Raw genomic sequence first — 21,982 nt, 5'->3', positions numbered from 1 at the left:
TGTCACAGCTCGGCCGTAGCCCCACGCTATCAGAAGAGAATAGCGCGAACCGCATGTCCCAAGTTCACGACCGGTCATTCGGTCGGGTGCCGAAGGCATGCCAAAATTTTGATCGTTAACAGGTGGAAATGCAAATGCGTCGTGTCGTTGTCACGGGAATGGGAGCCGTCAGCCCCCTTGGTGCAAATGTCGATATCTCCTGGTCCCGGCTTCTTGCTGGCAAAAGCGGGATCCGACGGCTGGGCGACGACATCGTCGGGGATTTGCCTTCAAAAATCGGAGGCGTGGTCCCTTCCCTGGCTGAAGATCCTGAAGGAGGATTTGATCCTGACAAGACCCTGCCCTCGAAGGATCAACGTAAGGTCGACCGCTTCATCATCTTTGCGCTGGCGGCGGCGGAAGAGGCTCTCGCACAGGCGAACTGGAAGCCAGCTTCCGAAGAAGGAAAACTGAGAACGGCGACAATCATCGCATCGGGCATCGGTGGCTTTCCCGCGATAACGGAGGCGGTGCGTACCGTCGACCAACGCGGCGTCCGCCGCCTCTCGCCCTTCACCATTCCATCCTTTCTCGTGAATCTCGCTGCCGGACAAGTCTCTATCCGGCATGGTTTCAGAGGCCCGCTGGGAGCGCCGGTGACGGCATGCGCCGCCGGCGTTCAGGCGATTGGCGATGCAGCGCGACTGATCAGGTCCAATGAAGCCGACATTGCGGTTTGTGGCGGAACCGAGGCCTGTATGAACATTGTCAGCCTTGGTGGTTTCGCAGCGGCAAGATCGCTATCGACAGGCTTTAACGAGACCCCGGCCAAGGCCTCACGTCCTTTCGACACCGCCCGCGACGGCTTCGTGATGGGTGAAGGCGCAGGCATCCTCGTCATTGAAGCGTTGAGCCACGCCCTTGCTCGTGGTGCGACGCCGATTGCCGAACTCGTCGGGTACGGCACGACAGCCGACGCCCACCACATTACCTCAGGCCCAGAGGACGGAAGCGGCGCGCGCAGGGCGATGGAGATTGCCATCGCCCAGGCGGGTATCGCCCCGCACGAAATCGGCCATCTGAACGCACATGCGACTTCGACCCCGGTTGGAGATCTCGGAGAGCTCAGAGCAATCAAGAGCCTGTTCGGCCAAAAGAAGTCGATCGCCGTCAGCGGCACGAAGTCGGCGACGGGGCACCTGCTGGGGGCCGCCGGCGGCCTTGAGGCTATTTTTTCGATCCTGGCGCTCCAGCACCAGATCGCGCCCCCGACCTTGAATCTCAGTTCACCAGACCTTGAGGCCAATGGCATCGACTTTGTCGCAAACGATGCCCGACCTCTCGATGTTGAGTATGCGATATCCAATGGCTTCGGCTTCGGTGGGGTCAATGCAAGTGCAGTGTTTCGACGCTGGCCGAAGAGAGGCAGTCGAACGCCATTGGCTGATGTCAATCGGCGTCGTAACGGGACCCCTTATCGGCTCCCAAAAGGGACCCCTGCCTCTGGTTGCATCGGGTCAGCGCGCGTAGGCCCGGAGCTCTCCATTTAGCGCAGGGGCCTGCGGGCGCGGGTTGTTTGTCTTTTCGGCTTTAGATCCCATGAGGAGTGAACAGCGGCCGCCGCTCTGGCAGAGTGAGGTTGCATCTAAACACTCGCTCAGGAGGAGCAGTTTATGGAACCTGCATCCATTCAACCGACCGCTGTCCGCATCGATCTTGGCGCAATTTTTGTGTCATTGGAACTGAGCCGATCGACCTGGTTGATCACTTCGTTGTCGCCAGGCAGCGGCGAGAAGATGTCGAAGCATGTAGTGGCCGGTGGCAATGTAGCCGAGTTGCTGGAACGATTTGAGCAGCTACAGCAGAAGGCGCGATTGAGAACAGGGAAATTATTTCCCATCGTAACGATCCAGGAGGCAGGATTGGACGGCTTCTGGATACACCGCGTGCTGGAGGCTCACGGCATCGAGAGTTACGTCGTCGACGCAGCTTCGATCGCGACTTCCCGTCGACGTCGGCGTGCTAAGACCGACAAGATCGATGGAGAGGCTCTGACGCGCACATTGCTCGCGTTCAAGCGCGGCGAGCCACGCGTATGTGCGATGGTCAGAGCGCCAGATCCGAGTGACGAAGATCGGCGTCGGATTTGCCGGGAACGCAAAGTTTTGATTGCTGAGCGGGTCAGGCATGTCAATCGCGTGAAGGGGCTACTCTTTACTCAAGGCGTCAGCGGCTATCAGCCGCTCCGTAAAGATCGCCGTCAGCGGCTGGAGGAGCTTCAGACTGGAGATGGGCGTGAGTTACCGAAACACTTGAAGGCTCAAATCAATCGGGAACTCGACCGTCTCGAGTTGCTGCTAGAGCAGATCGCTGCAGTGGAGAGCGAGCGTAATTCTCTTCTATCGATGGAGGACCAGCCAGCGGTTGAGGCAACCTCGCCCGCAGCGATGCTGCTGTCCTTGAAGGGTGTTGGCGCTGAATTTGCCGCCGTTCTTTGGACCGAAGCCCTGTCCCGGCATTTTGATAATAGGCGGCAGATTGCCGCCTATGCCGGTTTGACACCAACCCCATGGATGAGCGGGACCATCGACCACGAGCAGGGTGTCTCAAAGGCAGGGAACCCTCGGCTGCGCACTACGATGATCCAACTATCGTGGCTGTGGCTACGCAATCAGCCAGCATCAGCGCTCAGCCGTTGGTTTGTGGATCGGGTTCAGTCGAATGGTGGACGCTTAAAGAAAGCCGCGATAGTTGCCTTGGCGCGCAAACTCCTTATCGCACTGTGGAAATTTGTCACTGCGGGTGTTCTCATCGAGGGGGCTGTCATGAAGACCGCCTGACAACCAAAAAATTGCCGAACACACAATCTTCCAGGACTGATCACTCCTGGCGGATCCAGGTGAGCGAACCGCCTCGAAGTCGGGCTTCAAATGCCGCGCTTTAGATTGGTCCCGTTCTCCTGAGCCTTGCCGCTACGCAAGCGGGATAATGGTGCTGCCGGACAAAACGGCGACCGTATGTGAGTTTGAACCGGTGAAGGAAACGTGCCGCGTCAAGCAAGGTGGCTCAGACCATGGGTTCGATACGAAATCGAAGGGGCACGCTATGAAACGATGATTGATCTTGACGACGAAATCCTCATGTGAGCTTTGAGAGCGGTTTTTAAAGCGCCAGGATTCGTTCCCGGTTTCCACGATCTCGCAATGGTGGGTGAGCCTGTCGAGCAGAGCGGCGGTCATTTTGGCATCGCCGAATACGGCTGGCCACTCGCCGAAGGCCAGGTTCGTCGTGACGATGATCGATGTCCGCTCATAGAGCCTGCTGATGAGATGGAAGAGGAGCTGGCCGCCGGCCTGAGCAAATGGGAGATAGCCCAGTTCGTCCATGATGACGAAGTCGAGTCTGGTGATGAAGTCGGCCAGCCGCCCCTGCTTTCCGCTGCGTGCCTCCGTTTCGAGCCGATTGACGAGGTCGACGACGTTGAAGAAGCGTCCGCGTGCGCCGTTGCGGATTAGGGCGCGTGCGAGCGCGATGGACAGGTGGGACTTCCCCGTGCCGGTTCCGCCGACCAGAACGATATTGTGCTGCTCGGCGAGGAAGGCTCCTGTCGCAAGCTGGCGCACGAGCCCTTCGTTGACCGGCGTGTCGGTGAAGTCGAAGTCGTCGATGTCCTTGGCCAGCGGCAGCTTGGCCACGGTGATCTGGTATTTGATGGAACGTGCCTGCTTCTCGGCGATCTCCGACTGAAGCAGGTCACCGACGATGCGCGGCGGTTCGTGCTGTCGCTTGATGCCGGAGGCCATGATCTCGTCATAGGCGCTGCGCATGCCGAACAGCTTCAGCGCGCCCATCATGTCGAGGATTTGGGATCGTTCCATATCAGCTTGCCCTCCTGAGGCTGTCGTAACGGGCGCAATCGGCCAGAGGCTCGTGGGTCAGGCGAAGCGCATCGGGAATGGAAAGGATGGCGGCCGGCTGCGGGTCACGCTTGCGGGCCAGGATGTTGATGATGACAGCGGCCGAGAACACGCCCTGATCGAGCGCCTCCTGGCAGGCCGCTTCGACGGCGGGGAGCCCGTCCAGGCCCACACATTCGAGGATCGACACCATCTGCCGGTCGCCGTCATGCATGGCCTTCAGCCGGCGGCGCACCTTCTCCATGGCGGCGGGCAAAACCCAGTCGTGGAAAGGCGCACCATTGCGCAGGGCTCCCGGCTTACGGGTCAGGACCGGCACGTAATGCCAGGGATTATAGATCGTCTCGCCACGGCCGAAGCAGCGATCGTGCTGGCCAATCTCCACGCCATCCTGCCGGATGATGATGCGATCGGCATAGGCATGTATCTCGGCCGGACGACCGACTGCCGTGGACAGCACCGAGTATTTGTTGTTGTCGAAACGCACGAGGCAGGTCTTGCCGATCGAGGCCTGCACTGCGTGGAAGCCGTCGAATTTGCCGGGATAGCCGACCAGGTGCGGCCGCTCCGCATCGAACACCTCCCAGATCGTGCGCTCCGTCTGATCGACGTGCTTATGAGCGCGGGCGTAACTGATGCACTTGTCCAGCAACCAGCCATTCAGTTCATCGTAGGATTTGAAGCGCAGTCGCGGCGTGAAGAAGCGTTCGCGCACCAGATTGACCTGGTTCTCGACCTGGCCTTTCTCCCACCCCGACGCCGGCGTGCAGGCCACCGGTTCGATCAGGTAATGGCTGCACATCTGTAGGAAGCGGCGATTGTATTGCCGTTCCTTGCCGACGAAGACCGTCTCCACCGCGGTCTTCATATTATCATAGATGCCGCGCGTGCAGGCCCCGCCGAAGAAAGCGAACGCCCTGTCATGGGCGTCGAAGACCATCTCTTGCGTCTCGCGCGGATAGGCTCTCACATACATCATCCGGCTGTGGCAGAGCCGGATATGCGCAACCTTCACCGTCGTCGTCACGCCGTTCAGCACGACAATCTCGTGGCTCCAGTCGAACTGGTAGGCCTCGCCCGGCGCGTAATAGAGCGGCACATAGGCTTGCGCCGTCACGGACCCGCGCTCCTTCGCCCAGGTTCGGGCGTAACGCCGGACTGTGTCGTAACCGCCCTCGTAGCCGAGGTCGCGCAAGTCCTCGAATATCCGGATCAGTGTCAGCCGTTCGCGAGAGGATTTGGCCTCATTGGCGAGCAGCATTCTATCGAGCTGATCGCGCCAGGGGCCGAGCTTCGGCTGAGGTTGACGGGTCCGTTCGTATTTGAACTCCGTCTCATCGGTGCGCAGAACCTTCCGCACCACTTTCCGCGATATACCCAACTCCCGGCAGATCGCCTTGATCGACTTGCCCTGAACATGGGCTAGCCGCCGTATCTTCAGAATTGTTTCCACAATAAGCATCCAAACAAAAAGCCTCCGATGAAACCGGAGGCTGTTGTAACCCCATCGCAGATGGGGGTCCCGTTTGGACGCCGATCACCCCATTTGCGGGGTCCTTATTCCATGCCTAATCACACGCAATGGATGTTGAGTCAGCTTCCGCTCGCCCTGTCACTTCACAATCGATTCATCGACCACAGAATCTGCCCTAGCGTTGTGCTAGGGGTAAAAACGACTTCGGCCTCCCGAAGGAGGCCGATTAAAGTCTTGATAGTCATGTAAATTTTGGTTGCGGGGGCAGGATCTAATCTTCACTTGCGCCCCGAGCAAGTAAAGATGGTTGCGGGGACGGGCAAACATCACAACTTGCTCTTCGAAGCAGACGCATGACCTGTAATATCTGCCCGCGCAACGCGTAGTTGCTACCTTGTCCGCAGTTTTCGAAGGTCAATTCAATACGTCTCAAAACGAGTCGATTACGCTCAAAATTCGTATACAGCCTCATCAAAATCAACCCCGAGCGAGAATAAGGTAAGCGAAATATCCGATGTAGCAGCAGACGAAGCCCGCGCCTTCGGCCCGGGAAAGTCTCTTGCCGCTGAGAAAGGCCGGAACACAAAGCAGCGTGGCCGCCGCCATGACGGGGATGTCGACGGAGATCAGGTTGTCCTCCACCGACATCGGATTGCCTGGAACCAACATGGTCAGGCCCAGGATAACAGCGATGTTATAGAAGCCGCTGCCGAGAAGGTTACCGACGGCGATGTCGCGTTCGTTGCGCATCGTCGAGACGATTGTCGTCACGAGCTCGGGGCTCGACGTGCCGATAGCGACGATGGTCAGGCCGATGCGGGCCTCGGAGACCTGCAGCCGGCGGGCGAGTTCGGTCGATCCCCAGACGAGCCAGTCGGCGCCTGCAACGATTATCGCAATCCCGACAACCATGGCTACTGCGCTGATCGATCCTGCGTGCGGATCCTCCCGCACCCTACGAGGCAGGGCAGGCAACTCTTTCTCGGCCTGGGAGATTCTCTTGCGCGCACTCCGGACGATCAGGATCGTATAGCCGACCCCGCCAAGCAGAAACATGATGCCCTCGGTCCGCGATAGGGAGCCGTCTGCTGCTAAAGCCCAGAAGGCCGCTGCGGCGACAACCATTGCAGGAAGCTCAAACCTGAGCGAGGCGGGCTCCAAGACCACGGGTCTGAGGAGCGCGCACAAGCCAAGGATAAACAGCAGGTTGAAGGTGTTCGTGCCGGCGATGTTGCCGACCACCAATCCTCCCTCTCCTGACAGGGCGGCATCGATGCCAACGGCAAGCTCCGGCGTGCTCGTTCCGAATGCGACGACTGTAAGTCCGATGACCAGCGGTGAAATGCCAAGCTGGCGCGCGAGCGTCGAACCGCCCCGCACCAGCATTTCGGCTCCGCCGACGAGAGCCAGCAGGCCAGCTACCGACCAGATAATTGCGACCGTCACAGCATTCCCTCCGGCGCGAGCGCCGAACGAGCAGCTGAGCTCACGTTCCGGTCTGCGACCACCTCCCGGATCAGCCGATCTCACCCACAGGCTGGATATATGTCACGGTAAGATGATCGGGGAACTTCAACGCCGTTTTGACGGCTGTCCGGTCCACGGTACCCAAAAGGCACGTGCCGAGCCCTTCTGCGGCGCAGAACAGATAGACATTCTGCGCCATGATGGCCGAGTTGACGCGTGCGGCGATGACCAGTTCTTCTGGCGCGGACGTCGCGATATCGCCGGCGGCGGCCGCCAGCTTCTCGCCGTCCGAAACATAGATCAGCACGACCGGTGCACGCCGCACGAACGCCGTGGGGCTGACATCGGCGCGGATATCCGCATCGGACACTTTTTCGAGTGTATTGGCAGCAGAATTGTAGAGGCTGACGCCATCCTCGAGGGCGACATAGATGTCGACGTCCTTCGAGCCGTGCCAGGCGGGTGCTGTGGTCTTGCCTTCGTCCGGGCGGTTCACGCCATTGGCTGCCCACAAGACTTCCAGCACTGTTTCGCGGGGAACGTCGGCACGCCCGAAGCGCTTTGTCGAGCGGCGCTGCTTAAGAGCCTCCTGCACCGAGACACTGGCGGCACCGCCTGCGGGCGTCTGTGCGTTGGCCGCACCGACGATGCCAGCGGATGCGGCGGCACTGGTTCCGGCGAGAAAAAGCCTTCTCGAAAGCTGTTGTGTCATGATCTGTCCTTTCCTTTTTGTGAAGAGTGTCAGCTCATGTCCATTGCCGCGAAAGGGCATTGAGGACGTCGGTACGGCTGATCTGGCCAACAAGGCGGCCATGGCGAACAACGGGGAACCGTCTGAACGAGCTTGCAACGAAACGCTCGCAGGCTTCGACGATATCGATGCCCGCATCGAGCGTTTCGAGCTCGGTACTCATATAGTCGGCGACGCTGCCGCCCCATTGTTTGTAATAGGAGGCGTTGAGCGCGGCCTTCAGGCAATCGCGCTTCGACAGGACGCCGACGAGATCGCCCGCGTCGTCGATCACGCATGCGCCCGACACTTCGTTCTGCATCAGGACGGAGACGGCGCGCACGATTTCCATGTCCGGAGTCAGCGTGATCAGGTCGGTGCGCATATGATCGGCAACCGTGTCGAGCTTCATCGTTTCATTCCTCCGGGTCTTTCGCACGCTTGGCACTTGCCGCCGCAGGCCGCGCCACCGCACGATCCTTTCAGTGGCGCGCGGCCGGCAAGAAGGCCGGCGGACAGCGCCAGCATGGCGACCCCGGTCAGAAGAATGGCGGCGATAACCGTCTGCATGTCTCATGCCCTCCCGTGATCGACGAAGAGCCTGTTGGCTCTGACTTCGAGGCCGTCCGGGTTTCGCAGCAGATAAAGCACGGGCAGACGATTGGCGGTGGCGAAGGCAAGGCCGCGTTCGGACCCCATCACCAGAAGCGCTGTCGCAAATGCATCGGCCTCCAGCGCCGTCGGGGCCAGGACGGAAACCGAGGCAACGCTGTTGTGAACCGGCTCGCGGGTGGCGGGGTCGATCGTATGACTGTAGCGGCGGCCGGCAATCTCATAGGCGTTGATGGCGTCACCCGAGGTGGCCATCGCCATGTCTGTCAAGGGAAGTGCCGTATGGATGCCCGTGCGTAGCGGATCTGCAATGCCCACGCGCCAGGGAGCGCCGTCAGGTCTCCGGCCGCGGGCAGAGACTTCACCTCCCACCTCGATCAGGAAACCAAGCACGCCCTGCGCAGCCAGGTGTTCTGCAAGCCGGTCCACGGCGTAGCCCTTGGCAATGCCGCACAGATCGAGCGACAGTTCCGGCTCCGCCTTGGATAGGCCTTCGGCGCCGAGGGCAAAAGCGATATGAGGACCGGATTGCCCCGATGCGATCGGCCCGAAACCGTAACGATGGACATCTGGCCCGACGCCCGGATCGAACGCGCCATCGGTCAACCGCGCGATCTCCAGGGCTTTGCCAGCGACGGTTCTAAATGGAACGGAGACTGCGAACGGTGCAGTGCTCGAGCGATGGTTGAATTGAGAAAGCTCAGAATCGGCGCGAAACGGGCTCATCGACTGATCGATCCCCGCCAGTATTTTTCGCAGGTCCGCACCAAGCCCACCGGCATCGGCGTCAGCGGGTACGGTGACCTGCCATCTCGTGCCGAAGGCGCGACCGGAGATGCGCACCAAATCGCCAGCATCGGCCCACGCGAATGACGCCATGGACATCAGTCCAGCCAGGCCACCCAGTCCAAGCAAAATGTCGCGCCGAGTCTTCATGCTCCTAGATCCCGAAATCGTCATTGAAGATGCTTTCGCGTTCGACGCCGCATTCATCGAGCATCGCGTAGACGGCTTCGATCATCAGTGGCGGTCCGCACAGGTAATATTCGCAGTCCTCCGGCGCCGAGTGATCCTTGAGATAGGCCTTGAAGACGACGTCGTGGACGAAGCCCGTCTCGCCTTCCCAGGCGTCGTTACGGGCAGGCTCCGATAGAGCCGGCACCCAGCGGAAATTCTGGTAGCGTCGCGCAAGCTCATCGAATTCTTCGGCGTAGAACAGTTCACCCCGGCTGCGCGCGCCATACCAGAAGCTGATCTTGCGCCGGCTTCCCTGCCGTTCAAGCATGTCCGTTATGATGGCACGTAAGGGGGCCATACCGACGCCGCCGCCGATGAAGACCATTTCGCGCTCGCTGTCCTGAGCCCCGAAGTGACCGTAAGGACCGGCAACTTCGACGGCGTCGCCTTCGCGCAGCCCGAACAGCCACGACGAAACGATGCCGGGAGACGCCTGCGGTTTGGCAGGCGGCGGCGTGGCCAGACGGATGTTGAGGACGATCAGGCCAGCATCACGGGGCCGGCTGGCGACAGAATAGGCGCGAGAGACCGACTGGGAGCTCTGTGACGAGAGCTTGTCTATGCCGAGCTTCTTCCATTCGGCGGCGTGCTGCGGCTCCAGCGCGATGTCGGAAAAGTCGAGGCGGTAGGCAGGTGCCGTGACCTGAACGAAATTGCCCGCGCGAAAGTCGAATTGCGCACCCTCCGGCAGGGCGAGCACGATTTCCTTGATCAGCGGTGTGACGCTGCGCGATGACGCCACGCGGCATTGCATCGTGGTGATGCCGAGGACCTCGTCCGGCACGGTGACAGCGACATCGTTTCGCACGACGATCTGGCAGGCGAGGCGCGTTCCCGCCCGAACGTCGGCAGGCGAAAGTCGAGCGCGCTCCGTCGGCAGCGGGTCGCCTGTTCCCGAAACCCCGCTCACCCGGCACAAGCCGCAAGTTCCGGCGCCCGCGCAACCCGAGGGTACGGCGACGCCGTTGGCGTTAAGGATGTCGAGCAGTTTGAAGTTAGCCAAAGCCGCGATCTCGCGCTTACCATTGACGGTGACCGCGACAGGCCGTGACGGCAGCAGATAGTCCCGGACCGTATGGACAAGAGCTGCAAGTACGACGAGCAGCACGGAAATGAAGCCGATGCCGAGCAGGATCTCCGTCATAGCACGCGCACTCCCACGAAAGCGGAGAACGCCATCGACAGAAGGCCCGTGACGATGAAGGCGATGCCGAGGCCCTGCAAGCCTTCGGGAACGTTGGCGTAGCGCAATCGCTCGCGGACCGCCGCCAGCGTGACGATCGCAAGCGCCCAGCCGATGCCTGTGCCGACGCCGTAAACCGTGCTTTCGGCAAGGTCATATTGCCGCTCGACCATGAACAGGCTGCCGCCGATGATGGCGCAGTTGATGGCGAGAAGCGGTAGGTAGATGCCAAGCGCGCTATAAAGAGCGGGCACGTAGCGATCGAGCAGCATTTCGATGATCTGCACCATCGCCGCGACGATGCCGATGAAGGTGATGAGCCGCATGAAGCCGAGATCGACATCCGGCAGGCCGGCCCAGCCGAGTGCACCTGCGCTGAGAACATGGGCATGCAGCAGATAGTTCAAGGGGACGCTGATCGACTGCACCACGATCAGCGCCACGCCCACGCCGAATGCCGTTTCCACGCGCTTGGAGACGGCGAGGAAGGTGCACATGCCGAGGAAGAAGGACAGCGCCAGATTCTCTTCGAAAATGGAGCGCTGGAACAGTTCGATCATGTCTCCGCCGCCCTTTCCTGCTCGCGCAGCTCGAACTCGGGCGCTTCCGTCTGGGCCGGTCGCAGGCTGCGAACGGCCCAGACGAGAAGCCCCAGAATGATGAAGGCGCTCGGTGCGAGCAGCATCAGGCGCAGCGGCTGATACCAGCCGCCGTCGGCGACCAGCGGCAGCACGCCGATGCCGAACAGGCTGCCCGAGCCGAACAGTTCGCGGATCGCCGCGACCGTCAGCAGGACGAGGCTGTAGCCCAGCCCGTTGCCGACGCCGTCCACCATGCTGGGTAACACTGGATTGTGCAGCGCATAGGCTTCGGTGCGGCCGAGCACGATACAGTTGGTCGCGATCAGCGACACGAACACCGTCAGCCGCTGGCTCATCTCATAGGCAAAGGCCTGCAGAAACTGGTCGGCGACGATGACCAGGGAGGCGATGATGGTGATCTGCAGGATGATGCGGACGGAGGACGGGATATGGCGGCGGATCGCGCTGATGATGCCGGCCGAAAGGCCGAGCACGACGGTCAGGGCGATCGACATGGTGAGAGCGGTCGACATCGATGTCGTGACCGCGAGCGCCGAGCAGATGCCGAGAATGTGCACGGTGACAGGGTTCTTGTCGACGAGAGGGTCGGTCAGGTTGCGGAAGGCGATCGTCACCGGATTTCTCCTTTCTTCAATTTGTCGAGGAAAGGTCCAAAGCCGTGCTCGCTCATCCAGAATTCGAGCATGTCGGAGATCGCATAGCCGGTGACGCTGGCCCCGGAGATGCCGTCGACCTCGTAGGGGCCGCTGGCATTTCCGCGCACCACGGAAATAGCGAAATCGCCATCGTCGAAGATGCGCTTGCCCGCCCATTGCGCCTGCCAGCCATCCTCGGCGATACGAGCGCCGAGGCCCGGCGTTTCTCCCTGTTCGTAGACAGTGAAGGCGGCGACCGTGTCGAGATCGGCTTCCAGCGCCAGATAGGCGCGGATGGTCGACTGATATCCCGCGCCGCGAACCGGAAGCACGACGAGCGCCAGATCGTCGCCGCGGCGCAGAAGGTAGACGAGCGCGTGATTCTCACGGCGGCCGAGACCCGCGAGGTCGTCCGCGCGTGGTACGGTCGTGCTTCTTTCAGTATCCGCCGCCGCGGCGCGCTGATCGAAGCTCGCCGGGTCGATATCGGCGGCGACCGTTCCGCTGGCGAGGTCGATGACGAGTGTTTCGACGCCGCTCGCGCCGGATTCCTTTAATATCTCGCCGATCCCGGGCAGGTTCTCCAGCATTGCGACCATGCGGCCCTGTTGCTGGGCGGCGATATTGGCCTGCTGGATCGGACGCAGGGTGACAGTCGCGACCGAGACGGTCACGCCGCAGCCGATGGCCACCAGCAGCGACATGCCGATCGTCTTGACGCGATCGGTGTTCGGCCGGTCCAGAAAGCCGCGCCAGAGACCTGATCGACGGCTGCCGGGAGGGGTATCAGCCATATCGCCTCGCCCTCCGTTTCACATGGACGGTCACGACCAGGAAGTCGATCAACGGCGCAAAGATGCTGCTCATCAGGATGGCGAAGATCGCGGCTCCGAAAGCCGAGCCGGCCTGCGAGAAAAGGCCGATGAGCAGGCCGGTCAAGATCCCCTGTGCCCAGCGGCCGGGATTGGTGGCGGCGGAGCAGACCGGATCTGCCGCCAGGAAAAGGATAGCGCAGCCGATGGCGCCCGAGAGCAGGAGAGACGCGACGTCCTGACCCTGCATCCAGCTGGACAAGACCATTGCACCGACAATGGCAAGCAGCAGACGCCATGACGCCTGCCCGCTGAGGAGCAGGAGAAGCGCTGCCGGCGCCAGGGCGGCGACAGGAATGTCGGGACCAGTCCGATAATCGAAATCGGTGAAGGAGAACATCAGGAAAGCCAGTGCCGCGACTGCCGGATGCACGAAATTGCGTCCGCGTCCGCCAAACACCTGTTCGGCGATCACCACGCCGAAGCTGATCCCCAGAGCCAGTTGCCAAAGCGGCGCGTCGACAGGAACGAGGAGCGCGATCAGGGTGGCGGTGATTATGCCGTCGAGCCCGATCCCGATGCCTCGCACGCGGGCGAAAACAAACTGCCAGCCGACCGTCACGACGAGAGCCAGCAATAGCCGTATGGCGAAGGCTGAACCGGCGAAGGAAAGTATGAGCGCAACCGGCGCAATCAGGCCCAGAAGCGCGGGCATAACCGCGCTGGCCAATGGGATATGTGCGAAGCGCCCGGCGCGCAAATCCTGCAGAAAAGCGGTCATATCGCCTTCTCCAGCTCATCGAGCGTCGCCCTCAGCAAGGCTCCGTAATCCGTGCCGGAACCGTCGACATGGCCGAGCAGGGCGAGGTCTTCCTCGACGATCTCCAGCGCCCCGAGTTTCGCGGCCGCTTCCACATCGCCGGTGCTGATAGCGCGCAGAAACGGCGCAGGCAGGATCCCGCAGGGTGCGGCCCGCTCATGGACGGCGTTGGGGATAAGCGGCGCAGGAAACCGCTCACCGGATGAGGTAAGGTAACGGGCGACGAAGGAGCGGCGGGCTGGATGTCCGTGCGGCATGGCAGTGGCCTGCACGTCATAGCGCCGCAGGAAGTGCTCGACCATGCCGCAGAGTGGGGAGCCTGACAACAACTGGACTGCGGGGCTCACGAGCGTGCCCTCGAACAGATCGCGCAGATTGGCTCCTGGAGGCACAAGAGCCAGACGCGGCGTGCGGGTTCCCGGGCCCGTCAGTGCGACGACGCGCTGCGTCCAGATCCGGCCCGTATCCAGAAGACAGCCGATCGCGATCACATCCTAATAGCCGATATGCCAGACCATCCGGGTGGCATCGACAGGGTGAATGTGATGGATATGCGTTCCTGCAAGTCCTGCCGGATGCCTGCCGGAGAAGGCGACCGATTTGGTGCCGTCCACCACAGGTAGCGACGCATCATTGCCATGACAGATGTAAACCGGGCCGTCGGTGAGGTGGCACAGCGCCGCGGCACCCAAACGGAACCATGTTTCGAAGCGTTTTATGACCGGCGCCGGATCGCCCGCCAGCGGCGCCGTGTCCATGGCGGTGAGGAAGATCGCGTCGGGGATTTTTGCGGGATCGGCGATCCGCCCGAACGGGCGAGTGCGAAAGGACTGCCAGCAACCGCTCGTCATCAGAAGCGACTGCATTGCTTCTCGATCCGGCTGCGCGGGCCGGTCGATCGGATGCCATCATCCCCATCAATATCGATGACGATCGAATCGAGGCTTCTGCGCCGGCCATGTGAGATTGCCCGGACCGTTCCGGAAAGGGGGGCAGTGTAGCTAAGGTCGGGGCGTCGACGGTCCGTAAAAAGCCGCTGCCCCGCTAGCACGCATTGCCCTTCCGCGACGTCGAAGATGGGGCGCAGGTCAGGATAGTCATCGCCAAGAAGCGCAGCCGAGCGAACCGCAACTTCTTCGTCGATCGTCTCTGCCGGTTTGCCTTCCCACCGAAGATCGATGCCGCCTTTTACCCTCACCTGCAATACTGACGCCCCTCCGATTATGTTCAACTCAACCCGGTTTCGCCCGAAACATTGACGGCCTCCGATAAGATTATGGAGGTCGACGGCAGTGCCATTGATTATGATCAATTTGCAAAGCGATCTGGGTAACTGTGATATGCGCTATAGGTCGTATCGCTGCAGGTACCTTTATCCTGCGATCAACCGAGCGGCGCGGGCTCGGTTGATCGTTCACGACAGGGCCGTTCAATATCCGTCAGGAGCCTGTAACCGTTTGCGAAAGTGCGGCTCGCAATTTCTCTTCCTGTTCCGGCGAAAGCGACGTCTTGAGTACACGACCGCGCAACCCCTCGAACTCCGCCAGCACCTTTTCCGGCTGCACCTTTCGGACAAGCACGAACAATGCCGAGGAGTTGTTCGGGATCGTTTCGCCAAGAGATTTGATGAACGTGTCGTCGATGCCATAGTCAGCGAGCGAGCCGGACAAGGCGCCAACACCAGCCCCCGTCAGGCCACCGATGGCGATGCCGGCAAGCGGATTGAGGAACAAAAGCCCCACCAGACCGCCCCACAACGTGCCCGACAGCAGGCCTGACGCCGCCCCAAGGGTTGTCAGATTAAGGCTCTGCTTGAGATGAACCTTGCCTTCGCCGTCACGAACGACGACGACGGCATCCTCCAGATCGACCAGATACTCTTTTCTCAGGGCGGCGAGTTTGAGAAGCACCTTGTCGGCTTCATCAACCGTATCGAAACCGACGACTATCAGATCGGACATGCTTTGTTCTCCTGTGTTGTCATCACTTTTTCCGTAGCTTCCCGGGCCACCTGCCCTGCCCAGCGATAAGTCTTTATCGCGAGAGAAAGATCGGGACTGTCGGGTTGGCCAGAATGGTACGAGTTGCGCTACCGAAAACGAATTCGGTGATCCGGGACTGCCCGTAGGCGCCCATGACCATCATATCGGCACCAAGCTCTTCTGCCCGGGATAGAATAAGATCACCGGCATTGTCGCCTTCCAGTCGGTCAAGCGTCACCCTGATCCCGTGGCGTGCGAGGTGGAGAGCGATATCGCTTCCGGGATCTTCCCCCAGAAGCCTTGCAACCTTGGGCTCGGGAACAACAACAACGTGAACGGCGCGAGCAGTTGTAAGGAATGCCATTGAATCCGCTATGGCGCGGGCCGCTTCCCGGCTGGCATTCCATCCGATCACGATGGTTTCGGGGATGGCGCTGTCACCTGGCCAGGTGGCAGGCAAAAGGATCGAGGGTCGACCGGAGGCAAAGATGATATCCTCCGAAACCGTAAGAGCTGTCTCCGCACGAGCCGGATCTCGCCCCGTTCCGACGATGGCCAGAGAGGCATGCCGGGCGTGCAACATGAGCGCTTCGCCCGTTTCATGAGAACATATCCGCAGTTCGCAGTTTACACCGCTGGCGGAGGCAATCTCCGAAAGGATCTTCCGAAGCTGCTCTTCGGCGTCGTGTCGGCGCTTCTCGAAAGCGGTTATCATGCTGTCGATCGCAGCCCCCCGGGCGAAGCCATGCGAGGGAGTTGCGATCAAATCTTCCGGCACAAAAGCAACAACGACGTGTGCATCCCATACACGTGCAAGTGAAACAGCATAATCGATATAGACCCGGCAGACAGAAGCTTCCGCTGTGTCGATATAAACGACAATATCTTTTGGCGTATTCATTCCATCTCCCCGTCGCCCGCCTGCTTGACCAACTTAACGATCGATTATCATTAGTCAACAGCTGATGATAAGACCGATGGAGATATGTCCCCTGGCTCAGTTCCAGCCTGCATTCAATTCCTGCGCGATCGCGACAGGTGACCGGATGAGGTCTCCTCGGGCTTGATGCCTTCTGGCGCCTCAATCTCGTTCGTCGGGTGAGGCTCTGCGACTGTGCTCGGAGCAGGCCACTCACAATTCGTCTGATGTTTCTGCACCCGGCGCTTCTTCCGCACCGCCACAGTGAACGACTTTACTTGTTTCATGACGACCTCAGGCTCTGTGTCGTTTATCGATGATCTCGCTTGAAGTCGGCGATCGCCGCAGTGCAAGCGCCAATGCACTCAGGCCGCAACCGGTGATCAGCAGATCGATCGCCAGCAGCGCGCCGATGATCCAGAGGCTGTTGACGGGCCAGCCCATCAGAATGACCATTGAAACGAGGACGGTGGTGGCGCCTGCCGCAACCAGCCAGCCCCAACCCGAAACAGGTCGAACCGCCAGACCTGCGGCAAATCTGACAATGCCTGCGACCAGCAGGCTGAGCGCCATGAGCAGCGTGAGGACGCTGGATGCCAATACCGGATTCCAGAATGTGACAAGGCCCGCCGACACATACAACGCGCCGATTGCGATCAACCCGAGCAAATGGCTCCGACGCTTCATCTGAACGGCGAAGACGATATGCGCCGCACCGGCCAGCAGCATCGTAACGCCCACAAAAAGCACCGAAACGACTGTCGCCAGCAGAAGATTGGACAGGGCGGCAAACGCAATCAAGAGAAGTGCTATGCCTGCGGCCAACAGCCACTGCCATCGCGACCGTAACAGTCGCAGATCGGTGGAATCGAGCATTCTGAAGTTCATGGTCGTCATGGGTTTTTCCTCCTGGAACTGCGGGTGTTCACGCGTGTCAGTTGCCGCCGACGATCTTGCCAGCCAGTATGAACGGGCTTGAAAGAACCGCACCGGCGGAATTGAACACGAAAGCTCCGGCTTGCCTGATGTTTTGCGGGTCGCCAGCGCCATTGCGAGCCGAGAGTTTCGGATAAAGCGCGGCGAGACCGACAAAACGATTGTGTCTGAAGCTATCGGAGGCCTCGACGTCCGATATATCGATCACCTGTACATTCGCCTTGCGCGTTGCCTCCTCGATTTTAGGATCCGTCACGTCGATCCTGCCCAGACGCTGACGTTCGGTAGATAGAAGTTCCGACACCTGCAGTGCCCTGTCGTCCCTGGACACAAGGATGGTCATGGGCGGGTTGAGTGGCCCTATCGCCGCCAATTGCGCTTCAAACACGTCAACGTCGATGTCTGGCGCCGCGAGCACCACCTGCAGTCGGCGGATGACCGCATCCTTGCCTGTAAGCCGAAGCTGGCGCACCGCTTCCGTCGTCAGCCATCCTCCCATGCTGTGGCCGACGAGCGTGATCGGTCCCTGCGTCTGCTTGGCTGCAAGCGTGGTGAGCAGATCCGCCAACTGGTCGCGCGAAAACGTCACCGCATCCTTATCCGCGACGTAGCCGCTCAGAGCCCCTTCGGACGGCCAGGCAAACAGAATCGGAGCGGCGCCAGTGCCGGCATCCGCTGCCATTTGTGCGACGCGATAGACGGCCTCGGTGAAATTGGTGTTGTAGCCATGCACAAACACGCCAACGCTTGGCGGTTTGTCATTGCGTTTGCGCGTGACTTCGGCCTCGAATGTCACCGCGTCGAGGAGCTGCTGGTCTACGGTGACGAAGTCCGTCTTCGGGTTCGGCTTCGATTTCGGCCACTCGACATTGCCGGCCTTGTGACCCGGCGGGATAGATATCCTGTAGCGGATGTAGCTGACCTCACGGCTGCGCCCGGTCGTGTAGACACCGGCCGCGTCGCGCTTTCGCGTGGTTGCGACATAGACGGTAGTCAGCTTCGCCCCCTGGACGGTTTCAGCCGTTTGGGCAAGCAGTTCCGGGCCCGGACGCCCGGCACAGGCTGAAAGCAGGCTTGTCAGGAGAAGAAATACAAGTCGAAGACTGAATTCACGCATTTACTGAAACCAAACAATGTCTAGTGCTGTGGAACCATCGCGCCTTTCGGAACAACAGCGTTCAGGCCTGCCGCCGCTAAAGGCGGCGTCAGTATTTTCGGGGCACCAGATTGTCCCATCCGGCCAGGCCGTGATGTGGAACCCGTTATCGGCGTAGACAACCGAACCGGGGAGCTGCGAGCCGCGCCGTCCGGATGAAGGAATGGCAGGACACATCCATGGCCAATGCAAAGCCCTCGGCCGCGCAGCCGGCAGCAATCGACGCTTCGTTGGCGATGCCGACCACAAGGCCACGTATTCCGGACAGACCGATAGTCGCAGTCATTAATCAGCCTCCCAGAACGCTTGAGGCTTCGGCAGCGATCACCTGTTCCTCGTCGGTTGGGATCACGAGCACGGCGAGGCGGCTTGCCGGGCTGCTGATGACTGTCCGGTTCTCAGCGTTCGCGGCCGGGTCGAGATCGATGCCGAGCCACATCAGGCGGGTGCAGATATCGGCCCTGATCGCCGGCTGGTGCTCGCCGATACCGGCCGTGAACACCAACGCGTCGAGCCCGCCGAGCGTCGAGGCAAGTCGCGAGACTTCACCTGCGACACTGAAGCAGAACAGTTCGATCGCTTCCTTCGCTTCCGGCTCTTCACTTTCCAGAAGCGCGCGGCTGTCAGCACTGATGCCGGAGACCCCCAGTAGACCCGACTGGTGATAGAGGAGGTCCTCGATGTCGCTGAGATCGCGACCGGATCTTGCCAGATGCAGCACCACTCCGGCGTCGAGCGCTCCGCAGCGTGTTGCCATCGGCACACCGTCGAGCGTCGAAAACCCCATGCTGGTGTCGCGGCTGGCACCGTTGCACATGGCGCAGAGGCTGGCACCGGACCCCAGATGGGCGACGACGACCTTGCCCGCCGCATGCTCCGGCCAGTTGCGGGCCAGTTCCCCCGCTATCGATCGATAGGAAAGCCCGTGAAAGCCATAACGTTTGATGCCTTCCTCGTGGAGCGCCCTTGGCAATGCGAAGCGTCGCGCGACCTCGGACATGGTGCGATGGAAGGCAGTGTCGAAAGAGGCGGTCTGCCTGAGCTCCGGTCGGAGGCGCGTGATCGCACGGATGAGGCGCAGCGCCTGGGGCTGATGCAGCGGTGCAAGCGGTACGAGCGCCTCCATCTGCGCCATCAGCCGATCATCGATCAGGACGGCACCATCGAACAGATCGCCGCCGTGCACGATACGGTGGCCGATCGCCATGACGCCGGACATGTCGTAATGCCACGAGAGGCGGCCGAAGGCCTCGCTCAAGACATCGTCCAATTCCTCCGCGGCTTCGGCTTCCAGTTCGATGTCGAAGCGATCCGGCCCCTCGGAAAGCTCGAAGCGCAACGGCGTCTTGCGAAAGTCGATCATACCCTTGCCGATGCGTGTGAGCGCACCTTCGGAACGGGTAAAGAGGCCGATCTTGACCGTGGACGAGCCGGCGTTGAAGGTGACAAGCAGTTGCTCGCTCATGGCGTTGCTCCGGTTTGCGGCGCCTGGTTGCGAGCGACGAGGAGCCTTGCGAGCGTTGCCGAGGCGATGCGCGCCGAAAGCGGATCCGAGCGGCTGGTCAGCACGATCGGCACGCGAGCGCCGAGCACGATCCCGGCCGCCGTCGCCCCCGCGAAATAGATCAGTTGCTTGGCAAGCATATTGCCCGCCTCCAGGTCCGGCACGAGCAGAACATCGGCCTCGCCCGCAACCGGCGAGACGATCCCTTTTGTCCTCGCCGCCTCGATATTGATCGCATTGTCGAATGCAAGTGGGCCATCGACGCGCCCGCCGGTGATCTGGCCACGCGCCGCCATTACCGTCAGCGCCGCGGCATCCAAGGTCGACGGCATCTTCGCATTGACGGTCTCGACGGCTGCGAGCACGGCAACGCGCGGCTCCTCGACGCCAAGCGCCCGGAGAAGATCGATGGCGTTCTGGCAGATATCGCGTTTCTGATCGAGCGTCGGCTGGATGTTGATCGCCGCATCGGTAACGATCAGCGGCTTGTCGTAAGCCGGGACATCGAGCGCGAAGACATGGCTGATGCGCCGTTCGGTTCTCAACCCGGAACCGGTCGCGATGACAGCGCCCAGAAGTTCATCGGTATGCAGGCTGCCCTTGACAAGAACCGCGACCTCACCAGCGACAGCAAGCTCCACCGCGCGTGCGGCCGCCGCGTGGCTATGGGCAACATCTTCGATTGCCATATCACCAAGATCGACCTTCGCAGCATCAGCAGCAGCACGGATCTTCGCGACCGGTCCGACCAGCAGCGGCTCGAACAGGCCCTGCTGGCGAACCTCGACTGCGGCCAGGATCGCGCCGGCAGAACAGGGGTGAACGACAGCGGCCCGCACCGGGGGCAGGCTGCGCGCTTCCGCGACGAAGGATTCGTACCGGCTCGCAGATGCCGAGGCCGTGGAGCCAGAGATGGAAGCAGCCTCGGTCCATTCGATGGATTGTTCGGGTGCAAGAACTGTCGCCGTCCCGGTCAAAACAAGCTCACCTTTTTGATTGAAGCAAGTCGTTTCCAGCGCGACCATGCGCGTTTCGGTGTTCTTCTGCCTCACCTTCACGCTTGCCGTGATCGTGTCGCCTGCGGCGACGGGTTTCACGAAGCGGAAGTCCTGCCCGAGATAGATCGTCCCGGGCCCCGGGAATCTTGTGCCGAGGACGAGCGAAACGAGCGCTCCGGTCCAGAGGCCGTTGGCGACGATCTCGTTGAAGAGCGTCGTCGCTTCTGGCGCCGCATCGCAAGAAGCCGGCCAACTCCCGCCAGCCATGGCAGTCAGCAGATCGATATCGTTACGCCCAGCAACACGGGTGAGGCTCGCGGTATCGCCGACCTTGAGATCGGCGAAGGTATGGTTTCTCAGCAAATTGTCCGCCATCGCGCCCTCACTTCTGGAACACATAGGTGCCGGGCGAAGCCGCGATGGGAGGGAGACCCTCCAGTCATCCGTGCCCTCAGCGCCTCGCGCGTCCGATCGATGGTGCGATAGACCTCTGTGCCCAAAGTTTTGTCAGAGATTTGCGTTGCCTCAACGTCCAACCTGCTCAAATCATTCATTGTCGCTCCCGACTGATCGGTAGGGTTGCTGTTGTCTGGCATTCCTTGTCATCGTTCATAAGAAACTCGACGACCTGGGATATCAGGATCGCGAGTTCGTGATCCTTGCCGCTCTTCTGGAGGGCTGACGTGCCGATAACGTCACGAAGGATGCTGACACCGGCCAGGAGAGCGGCGATCATTGACGCGCGCGGCTCGGACACGAGCTGACATTTGGACGCGAACGGCTTGACGAAGCCTTCGTCGATGAGCTCACGAAAGACCCGCGCAGCTTCGGGGCTGGAAAAGGATCGAGCGAGGATGTCGAATGGCCGGATCTCGTTGGCGCCCTTGTCGGCGAGGACGTCCTTTGCCAGTGTCATATGCAACTCGCTCGCCTCTCCGACCAGCCAGACCTCCGGGCGAAGCATCGCCCTGACGGCCTCCCGGAAAAGCTTCTCCTTCGACCCGAAGGATCGATGCACGTAAGCCATGTCGACGCCGACATCGGAGGCAATGTCACGAAGCCCTGTCTCTTCGTAGGAATGTGAGGAGAAGCGCAGGATCGCGGCCTTGAGGATGCGGTCACGCGTTGTGTCTTCCACGACCGGGCGGATAAGTCTGTTGGGCATAATCTCTCCAGATTGACGGTTGAAAGGTTTATCGGCATAAGTGTGGTTAGTCAACAGCGGATGACTTCCCTTTG

General features: G+C 60.9%; 24 protein-coding genes and 1 pseudogene. 2 read left to right on the top strand and 23 right to left on the bottom strand.

The features are described 5' to 3' along the window. The first annotated feature begins 134 nt into the window (after nucleotides 1-134). Together fabF and JZY08_RS20970 are read left to right on the top strand one after the other, a co-directional pair. Nucleotides 135-1,529: a beta-ketoacyl-ACP synthase II gene (gene fabF / locus JZY08_RS20975; protein ID WP_253204078.1), complete on the top strand. Its 1,395-nt coding sequence runs from the start codon at nucleotides 135-137 to the stop codon at nucleotides 1,527-1,529. 123 nt (nucleotides 1,530-1,652) lie between these two features. After that, on the top strand, nucleotides 1,653-2,819 hold the full coding sequence (locus JZY08_RS20970) for an IS110 family transposase (protein ID WP_072495381.1): 1,167 nt from the start codon (nucleotides 1,653-1,655) through the stop codon (nucleotides 2,817-2,819). 132 nt (nucleotides 2,820-2,951) lie between these two features. Here JZY08_RS20970 and istB read toward each other — a convergent pair whose 3' ends face one another. The 23 genes and pseudogenes from istB to JZY08_RS20855 all read right to left on the bottom strand — a co-directional run bounded on the left by istB (nucleotide 2,952) and on the right by JZY08_RS20855 (nucleotide 21,908). Next, nucleotides 2,952-3,857 carry an IS21-like element helper ATPase IstB gene (istB, locus tag JZY08_RS20965; RefSeq protein ID WP_253204077.1) on the bottom strand — a complete coding sequence of 302 codons (906 nt, stop codon included), beginning with the start codon at nucleotides 3,855-3,857 and terminating at the stop codon, nucleotides 2,952-2,954. Then, nucleotides 3,790-5,358: pseudogene (istA, locus tag JZY08_RS20960) on the bottom strand (IS21 family transposase). The gene istB and the pseudogene istA overlap by 68 nt, the downstream one beginning before the upstream one ends. Before the next feature lie 489 nt (nucleotides 5,359-5,847). Further along, a complete protein-coding gene (locus tag JZY08_RS20955) occupies nucleotides 5,848-6,816 on the bottom strand; it encodes a calcium/sodium antiporter (RefSeq protein WP_112585299.1) in 969 nt (322 codons plus the stop codon). Nucleotides 6,817-6,886: 70 nt separating this feature from the next. After that, complete coding sequence (locus tag JZY08_RS20950) at nucleotides 6,887-7,549, bottom strand: nitroreductase family protein (protein WP_162707404.1); 663 nt, start codon at nucleotides 7,547-7,549, stop codon at nucleotides 6,887-6,889. A gap of 34 nt (nucleotides 7,550-7,583) precedes the next feature. Beyond that, nucleotides 7,584-7,979, bottom strand: a complete 396-nt coding sequence (locus JZY08_RS20945; protein WP_112585295.1) for a CBS domain-containing protein — start codon at nucleotides 7,977-7,979, stop codon at nucleotides 7,584-7,586. Continuing rightward, the gene (locus JZY08_RS20940; protein ID WP_192800255.1) at nucleotides 7,976-8,137 is read right to left on the bottom strand and encodes a hypothetical protein; all 162 of its coding nucleotides are present in this window, start codon (nucleotides 8,135-8,137) and stop codon (nucleotides 7,976-7,978) included. Before JZY08_RS20940 ends, JZY08_RS20945 begins: the two co-directional genes overlap by 4 nt. A 3-nt stretch (nucleotides 8,138-8,140) precedes the next feature. Further along, nucleotides 8,141-9,058: an FAD:protein FMN transferase gene (locus tag JZY08_RS20935; RefSeq protein WP_216331583.1), complete on the bottom strand. Its 918-nt coding sequence runs from the start codon at nucleotides 9,056-9,058 to the stop codon at nucleotides 8,141-8,143. A 61-nt stretch (nucleotides 9,059-9,119) separates the two neighbouring features. After that, nucleotides 9,120-10,340, bottom strand: a complete 1,221-nt coding sequence (nqrF, locus tag JZY08_RS20930) for an NADH:ubiquinone reductase (Na(+)-transporting) subunit F (RefSeq protein ID WP_112585291.1) — start codon at nucleotides 10,338-10,340, stop codon at nucleotides 9,120-9,122. Next, entirely contained in the window at nucleotides 10,337-10,939 is a 603-nt protein-coding gene (nqrE, locus tag JZY08_RS20925; protein WP_112585289.1) for an NADH:ubiquinone reductase (Na(+)-transporting) subunit E, read from the bottom strand. The genes nqrF and nqrE overlap by 4 nt, the downstream gene beginning before the upstream one ends. Continuing rightward, a complete protein-coding gene (locus JZY08_RS20920) occupies nucleotides 10,936-11,595 on the bottom strand; it encodes an NADH:ubiquinone reductase (Na(+)-transporting) subunit D (protein WP_112585287.1) in 660 nt (219 codons plus the stop codon). The genes nqrE and JZY08_RS20920 overlap by 4 nt, the downstream gene beginning before the upstream one ends. Continuing rightward, a complete protein-coding gene (gene nqrC / locus JZY08_RS20915) occupies nucleotides 11,592-12,410 on the bottom strand; it encodes an NADH:ubiquinone reductase (Na(+)-transporting) subunit C (protein ID WP_112585285.1) in 819 nt (272 codons plus the stop codon). Before nqrC ends, JZY08_RS20920 begins: the two co-directional genes overlap by 4 nt. Further along, nucleotides 12,403-13,209 (bottom strand): RnfABCDGE type electron transport complex subunit D, encoded by an 807-nt coding sequence (locus JZY08_RS20910; RefSeq protein ID WP_112585283.1) that lies wholly within the window; start codon nucleotides 13,207-13,209, stop codon nucleotides 12,403-12,405. The genes nqrC and JZY08_RS20910 overlap by 8 nt, the downstream gene beginning before the upstream one ends. Beyond that, on the bottom strand, nucleotides 13,206-13,739 hold the full coding sequence (locus tag JZY08_RS20905) for a hypothetical protein (protein WP_112585281.1): 534 nt from the start codon (nucleotides 13,737-13,739) through the stop codon (nucleotides 13,206-13,208). Before JZY08_RS20905 ends, JZY08_RS20910 begins: the two co-directional genes overlap by 4 nt. A gap of 3 nt (nucleotides 13,740-13,742) precedes the next feature. After that, complete coding sequence (locus JZY08_RS20900) at nucleotides 13,743-14,114, bottom strand: hypothetical protein (protein ID WP_216331582.1); 372 nt, start codon at nucleotides 14,112-14,114, stop codon at nucleotides 13,743-13,745. Further along, entirely contained in the window at nucleotides 14,099-14,446 is a 348-nt protein-coding gene (locus tag JZY08_RS20895; RefSeq protein WP_253204171.1) for a hypothetical protein, read from the bottom strand. The genes JZY08_RS20900 and JZY08_RS20895 overlap by 16 nt, the downstream gene beginning before the upstream one ends. Nucleotides 14,447-14,687: 241 nt before the next feature. Then, nucleotides 14,688-15,209 carry a DUF1269 domain-containing protein gene (locus tag JZY08_RS20890; RefSeq protein ID WP_077548383.1) on the bottom strand — a complete coding sequence of 174 codons (522 nt, stop codon included), beginning with the start codon at nucleotides 15,207-15,209 and terminating at the stop codon, nucleotides 14,688-14,690. Between the two features lie 73 nt (nucleotides 15,210-15,282). After that, on the bottom strand, nucleotides 15,283-16,131 hold the full coding sequence (locus tag JZY08_RS20885; protein ID WP_112585277.1) for a universal stress protein: 849 nt from the start codon (nucleotides 16,129-16,131) through the stop codon (nucleotides 15,283-15,285). Between the two features lie 312 nt (nucleotides 16,132-16,443). Continuing rightward, nucleotides 16,444-17,046: an HdeD family acid-resistance protein gene (locus JZY08_RS20880; RefSeq protein ID WP_077548381.1), complete on the bottom strand. Its 603-nt coding sequence runs from the start codon at nucleotides 17,044-17,046 to the stop codon at nucleotides 16,444-16,446. A 37-nt stretch (nucleotides 17,047-17,083) separates the two neighbouring features. Further along, nucleotides 17,084-18,202, bottom strand: a complete 1,119-nt coding sequence (locus JZY08_RS20875; RefSeq protein ID WP_077548380.1) for an alpha/beta hydrolase — start codon at nucleotides 18,200-18,202, stop codon at nucleotides 17,084-17,086. A 145-nt stretch (nucleotides 18,203-18,347) separates the two neighbouring features. Beyond that, nucleotides 18,348-18,527 carry a hypothetical protein gene (locus JZY08_RS20870; RefSeq protein ID WP_216333521.1) on the bottom strand — a complete coding sequence of 60 codons (180 nt, stop codon included), beginning with the start codon at nucleotides 18,525-18,527 and terminating at the stop codon, nucleotides 18,348-18,350. 3 nt (nucleotides 18,528-18,530) lie between these two features. Further along, on the bottom strand, nucleotides 18,531-19,706 hold the full coding sequence (locus tag JZY08_RS20865) for an acetate/propionate family kinase (protein WP_077548378.1): 1,176 nt from the start codon (nucleotides 19,704-19,706) through the stop codon (nucleotides 18,531-18,533). Continuing rightward, entirely contained in the window at nucleotides 19,703-21,118 is a 1,416-nt protein-coding gene (locus JZY08_RS20860) for a bifunctional enoyl-CoA hydratase/phosphate acetyltransferase (RefSeq protein ID WP_112585275.1), read from the bottom strand. Before JZY08_RS20860 ends, JZY08_RS20865 begins: the two co-directional genes overlap by 4 nt. Nucleotides 21,119-21,293: 175 nt before the next feature. Then, nucleotides 21,294-21,908 (bottom strand): TetR/AcrR family transcriptional regulator, encoded by a 615-nt coding sequence (locus tag JZY08_RS20855; protein ID WP_077548376.1) that lies wholly within the window; start codon nucleotides 21,906-21,908, stop codon nucleotides 21,294-21,296. Nucleotides 21,909-21,982 lie beyond the last annotated feature (74 nt).

The sequence above is a fragment of the Rhizobium sp. X9 genome, from assembly GCF_018873185.1.
Classification (GTDB): Bacteria; Pseudomonadota; Alphaproteobacteria; order Rhizobiales; family Rhizobiaceae; genus Agrobacterium; species Agrobacterium oryzihabitans.
The sequence above is the reverse complement of the archived record's forward strand: the minus strand, read 5'-3'. Positions and strand labels throughout refer to the sequence as shown.